The organism is Micromonospora phytophila (assembly GCF_023656545.1).
In the GTDB taxonomy this organism is placed as follows: domain Bacteria; phylum Actinomycetota; class Actinomycetes; order Mycobacteriales; family Micromonosporaceae; genus Micromonospora; species Micromonospora phytophila.
Genome location: NZ_JAMOKF010000337.1, coordinates 1 through 5,643 on the forward strand (window position 1 = coordinate 1; position 5,643 = coordinate 5,643).

4 protein-coding genes are annotated in these 5,643 nt (G+C 74.1%); 3 read left to right on the plus strand and 1 reads right to left on the minus strand.

Annotation, left to right across the window (positions count from 1 at the left end; all coding sequences use genetic code 11):
- The coding region (locus tag NCC78_RS26660) for an ATP-binding protein (RefSeq protein WP_250797912.1) at positions 1-1,961 on the plus strand (1,961 nt) is incomplete at its 5' end.
- Between the two features lie 539 nt (positions 1,962-2,500).
- Here the strand turns inward: NCC78_RS26660 and NCC78_RS26665 are convergent.
- The gene (locus NCC78_RS26665; RefSeq protein WP_250797914.1) at positions 2,501-3,013 is read right to left on the minus strand and encodes a MarR family winged helix-turn-helix transcriptional regulator; all 513 of its coding nucleotides are present in this window, start codon (positions 3,011-3,013) and stop codon (positions 2,501-2,503) included.
- 99 nt (positions 3,014-3,112) lie between these two features.
- Here NCC78_RS26665 and NCC78_RS26670 point away from each other — a divergent pair, with 99 nt between their 5' ends.
- Positions 3,113-3,694, plus strand: coding sequence for a YceI family protein (locus NCC78_RS26670; protein WP_250797916.1), 582 nt, complete (start codon positions 3,113-3,115; stop codon positions 3,692-3,694).
- A gap of 322 nt (positions 3,695-4,016) precedes the next feature.
- Positions 4,017-5,495: a glutamate-cysteine ligase family protein gene (locus NCC78_RS26675; protein ID WP_250797917.1), complete on the plus strand. Its 1,479-nt coding sequence runs from the start codon at positions 4,017-4,019 to the stop codon at positions 5,493-5,495.
- Positions 5,496-5,643: the final 148 nt, after the last annotated feature.

The window sequence follows — 5,643 nt, forward strand, 5'->3', positions numbered from 1 at the left end:
CCGGCGCGGTGCCGTCGCTGCGGGTGCTGGTGACCGGCCGGCACCCGATCGGCCTGCCCGGGGAGCGGGTGTGGCCGGTGTCCCCGCTCGACGTGCCGCCTCCGGGCAGCGAACGGGCCGGGCCGCTGGCGCTGGCCGACTACCCGGCGGTGGCCCTCTTCACCACCCGGCTCGCCCAGGTACGCCGGGAGCCGCCCGGCGCGGCCGAGCTGCCCGCCCTGGCCGCGCTGGTCCGACGCCTGGGTGGCCTGCCGCTCGCGATCGAGCTGATGGCGGCCCGAGGCCGGATCCTCGACCTCAACGAGCTGCTCGACCGGTACGGCGACCGCGTCCTCGACCTGACCACCTCGTCCGGCGCTGCCGGCCGCCCGGGCTGGGACACGGCCGAACCGGGCGGTCCGGAGGGCTCCCGGGCGGCGGTGGCGGAGACGCTGCGCGACGCGGTGGCGACCAGTTACCGCCTCCTCGCCCCGGACGAGCGGGCGGCGCTGCGCCGGCTCGCCGGGTTCGGCAACCGATGGTCGGTCGAACTGGCCGAGGAGATGCTCGGCGACGACACCGACCGGGACCCGACGGCCGTGGTCGACCCGGTCCCGCTGCTGGACCGGTTCCTCGAGCTCGGGCTGATGAGCGTGCGGGGCACCGGACCGTTCCGCTTCCGGCTGCTGGACGCCGTCCGCGACTTCGCCGCCGAGCAGGCGGCCGGCGCGGGAGAGCTCACCGCGATCCGGCGGCGGCACGCCCGGATCGTCGCCCGGCTCGTCGCGCGGGCGGCCCCGGACCTGGTCGGCGCCAACCTGCCCGCGGCGGTGCACCGCCTGGACGAGGTGAGCGGCGACATCTCCTCCGCCCTGGCGCACGCCGCCGTCGACGACCCGTTGACCGCGCTGCGGCTGGCGGCGGGGCTGTCCCGGTGGTGGCGGTTCCGGGGGCGCGACGTCGCCGGTCGCCAGTGGCTGCGCCGCCTGCTCGCCGATCCGCGTACCGCCGACGCCGATCCGGTGCTGCGGGCGTGGGCGTCCCTCGGCGTGGCCCGGCTCGCCGCCGAGCACGGTGCCGGCGCCGAGGAGGTGCCGGCGGCCCGGGCGGCGCTGGCCGCGTTCCGGCACGCCGGTGACGTCACCGGCGAGCTGGAGGCACGCAGCGTGCTCTGCGCGCTGCTGATCGCCACCGGCGGGCACGAGGAGGCACGGCAGCAGGCCGAGGCGGTGCTCGGGCTGGCCGCCCGCGACGGTCGGGTCCGGGATCTGGCGGTGGCGCAGAACAACCTCGCCTGGCACGACATCCGGGTGGCTGACCTGCCGGCTGCCCGCCGCCGGCTGGCCGCGGTCGACCGCCTCGCCGTGCAGTGCGGCGAGCAGCGGTTGCGGGTGCTGGCGCGGGCCAACCTGGCCGAGGTCTCCCGCCTGGAGGGCCGGTACGCCGACGCCGTCGACCAGGGCCGCCGGGTGGCGGCGGCGCTGACCGACCTGGGTGATCCGGGCCATCGCCGCCGGGTGCTCGGCACGGTGGGCCTGGCGCTCGCCCGCGACGGTCGCTCGGTGGAGGCGGTCGAGGTGCTGGCCGAGCTGCGCCCGCCCCCGGCGGCGGTCCCGCCCGCTGCGTCGGCGGGCCGTTCGCTGCCGGCGCCCCGCAGCGGTGCGGCAGCGGGTGCGGCGTACGGCGGGATCCGTCCGGAGGACGGAATCTGCGCCCTGATCGAGGGGAACCTGGCGCTGCACCGGGGCGATCGTGAGTTGGCGGCCGAGTGGTTCGCCGCCGCCGCGGCGGCCGGTGTCGACGGCCAGGACCGGCGGGACGTGGTGGAGGCGCTGGTGGGGCTCGCCGCCAGCACGGCCGACCCCGGCGTGCTGGACCGCCTGGACCGGGCCTGCTGGCAGAGCGGCTTCCGGCTGTTGCCGCACGAGGAGGACCTGCTCTACGCGCTGGTCGCGGCCCGGGGTGCCGCCGAGACGCGCTAGACGAACCGGCCACGGCGGGCTACGCCGTGGCCGGAAGCGGGGGGCCGGAAGCGGGGGGCCGGAAGCGGGGGGCCGGAAGCGGGGGGCCGGAAGCGGGGGGCCGGAAGCGGGGGCCGGAAGCGGGGGGCCGGAAGCGGGGGGCCGGAAGCGGGGGGCCGGAAGCGGGGGGCCGGAAGCGGGGGGCCGGGAGTGGCGCGAGCGACGAAGCCCCCTTGTTGCTACCCCTCGCTCAATCGCTCGCGCCGTCACCCCCCGGTGCGTCCCCCGCTGTCCGAAGACTAGCCACCGCCCGCTTGCCGATCCGCCCGCTTTGATCGACTATCTCCCGCGGGTGGCGCACTTCTGCCGGTCTTTCTGCCGGTGCGCCGAGCGGGTCGGTGGTGCGCCGACACGACGGCTCGGCGGACGTGCCGTGGCGGACCCGGCCGTCGGGCATGACGGACCGACCCGTCACGGTCGGGCGATGCCGGGCCGTTCGGGCTGGTCGGACGGCGGCCGGCCGACGGTGTCAGGACGACGGCCGGCCGGCTGGTCCCCGGTCAGTGCCGGGCGGCGACCGCCTCGTCCTCGGCCGGGGCCGAGCCGGCGCTGCCGGCCGTGGCACCGGGGTGGACGGCGTCCCGCACCCGGCGCAGGCCGTCGAGCAGGGCACGCAGCGCCTCGGGTTCGAGCTGACCGGTGAACCACTGCTCGATGATCCGCAGGTGCCCGGGCAGGGTCTCGTCGAGTCGTTGCATGCCGCTGGCGGTGACCACCGCGTACGAGCTGCGTCGGTCGGAGGGGCAGGCGCGGCGGGTGAGCAGCCCGTCGCGTTCCATCCGGTCCACCACCCGGGTGACCCCGCTGGTGGAGAGGGAGGTCTGCGCGGCCAAATCGGTCATCCGGAGTTGGTTGCCGGGCGAGCGGGCCAGCCGGGTCAGCACCTCGAACTCGACCGGGGAGAGGCCGTGCTCGTCGAACTGGGCGGCGAACCGGGCCGACAGCCCGGCATGCGCCTCGACGAGCAGGCCGACGGCGGTGATCCGGGGGTCGTCGAACACGTTCTGGTTCACCCGTTCATCCTAACAGTCCTTGACACGGGGAATATTGTTGTAGCTATAGTTGCCCAAGCAGTCGTTGGGCTACTAAACAATCTCTCGGAGGGCAGCTTCATGACCAGCAGCATCGAACCGGTTACCCGCGACTGGGCCGGCCTCACCATCCCCAGCGCCGGCACCTACGTGCTGGACGTGGCGCACAAGCGTGTCGGCTTCGTCGCCCGGCACATGATGGTCAGCAAGGTGCGCGGTGAGTTCACCGAGGCCACCGCCACCATCACCGTCGCCGAGGACCCGATGCAGTCCGCCGTCACCGCCACCATCCAGGCGGCCAGCATCGACACCACCCAGAGCGACCGGGACGCGCACCTGCGTAGCGCCGAGTTCCTCGAGGTCGAGACCTTCCCGACCATCGAGTACCGCAGCACCGGCGTGAAGTCCCGCAACGGCAACGAGTTCGTCCTCTCCGGCGAGCTGACCATCAAGGGCGTCACCCGCCCGGTCGAGCTGGAGGTCGAGTTCGAGGGCGTCGGTCGCAGCCCCTTCGGCCAGGACATCTTCGGCTTCTCCGCCGGCACCGAGATCGACCGGGAGGCCTTCGGCCTGACCTGGAACGTCGCCCTGGAGACCGGTGGCGTGCTGGTGGGCAAGAAGATCAAGATCGAGATCGAGGGCGAGGCCGTCCGCCAGGCCTGATCCGTCGTACCGCTTCCGGGCCCGCGCCGCACCACGGCGCGGGCCCGACGCGTGTACGCCCCACACGCGTCGGGGGATGATCACCTTGTCCGTAGCCGGTGCGATTTGTCACGACCTGTTCGCGGCTCGGTCCGGTGGTGGCCGACGCCGGCTGGGTAGAGATGCTCCCTGGGAGCGCTCGCCAGCCGGCCGCGGTCGTCCCGGCCGTCGGATCGGCCGGTCCGCCCCTCTGGTCCCGGCGAGGTGGGCGCTCTTAACGTGAATGGTTCACAATGCGCTGCGGAACGGTATCGTTCCGTCGCGCCGCGCGCCGGGAGGGCACATGGGCAGGGACGTCGAGCGGGGCGCCTTCTCCCGGGAGGACCGGGTCCGCTACCGGCAGAAGGTCCGGCGGTGCCTGGACGTCTTCGCCCTCATGCTGGACGACTTCGGCTTCGACGCCGACCGGCCCATGACCGGGTTGGAGATCGAGCTGAACCTGGTCGACCCGGTCGCGGAACCGGCCATGCGCAACGACCAGATCCTCGTCGACATCGCCGACCCGCTCTTCCAGACCGAGTTGGGCCAGTTCAACCTGGAGCTGAACGCGCTGCCCCGGCTGATCGAGGGGGCCGGCTTCGGCGACTACGAGCGGGACCTGCGCAGCAGCCTGTCCCGGGCCGACGAACGGGCCGCCAAGTCGGACGCCAAGATCGTCCTGGTCGGCATCCTGCCCACCCTCACCGAGCGCCACCTGGTCGCGGACAACCTCTCCACCAACGAGCGCTACCGGGTGCTCAACGACCAGATCGTCGGCGCCCGGGGCGAGGACATTGAACTGGACATCCGGGGCGTCGAGCGGTTGCAGACCCACACCGACTCGATCGCCCCCGAGGCGGCCTGCACGAGTCTCCAGTTCCACCTCCAGGTCGCCCCGGACAGCTTCGCCGACTACTGGAACGCCTCGCAGGCGATCGCCGCCGTGCAGGTGGCCGTCGGCGCCAACTCGCCCTTTCTCTACGGCCGGCAGCTCTGGGCGGAGACCCGGATCGCCCTGTTCCAGCAGGCCACCGACACCCGTCCGGACGAGCTCAAGGCGCAGGGCGTACGCCCGCGGGTGTGGTTCGGGGAACGGTGGATCACCTCGATCTTCGACCTCTTCGAGGAGAACGTCCGCTACTTCCCGCCGCTCCTGCCGATCTGCGAGGACGAGGACCCGGTCGAGGTGCTGCACGCCGGTGGCGTCCCCGAGTTGGGCGAGCTGCGCCTGCACAACGGCACCGTCTACCGGTGGAACCGGCCGGTCTACGACATCATGAACGGCCGCCCGCACCTGCGGGTGGAGAACCGGGTGCTGCCGGCCGGGCCGACCGTGGTCGACATGCTCGCCAACGCCGCCTTCTACTTCGGGCTGGCCCGGGCCCTCGCCGAGTCGGACCGCCCGATCTGGAGCCAGCTCACCTTCAGCTCCGCCGAGGAGAACTTCCACGCCGCCGCCCGGCGCGGCATGGACGCCGTCCTGCACTGGCCCCGCCTCGGCGAGGTGCCGGTGGCCAAGCTGGTCCTCGACACGCTGCTGCCGAAGGCGGCCAGCGGGCTGGACCGGTTCGGGGTCGCACCGGCCGAGCGGGACCGGCTGCTCGGCATCATCGAGCAGCGCTGCCGTACCGGCCGCAACGGTGCGGTCTGGCAGACAGAGGCGGTCTGGGCGGCGGAGCGGCACCGGGGCATGGACCGCGACGCCGCGCTGCACCACATGGTGCTGCGCTACGCGGAGCTCCAGCGCAGCAACGAGCCCGTGCACACCTGGCCGGTCGACTGACCGGGCCGGGTCCGGCGCGGTGACCGGCGGCTCGTAGCCGACCACGGCCAGGCGCGCCCACCTCAGGCCGCAGCGGTGGCGACGGGGCCCGCTGACCGCCCCGGCGGGCAACCGGGACCCGCCGAGCGGTCAGCGGGTACGCCGGCCG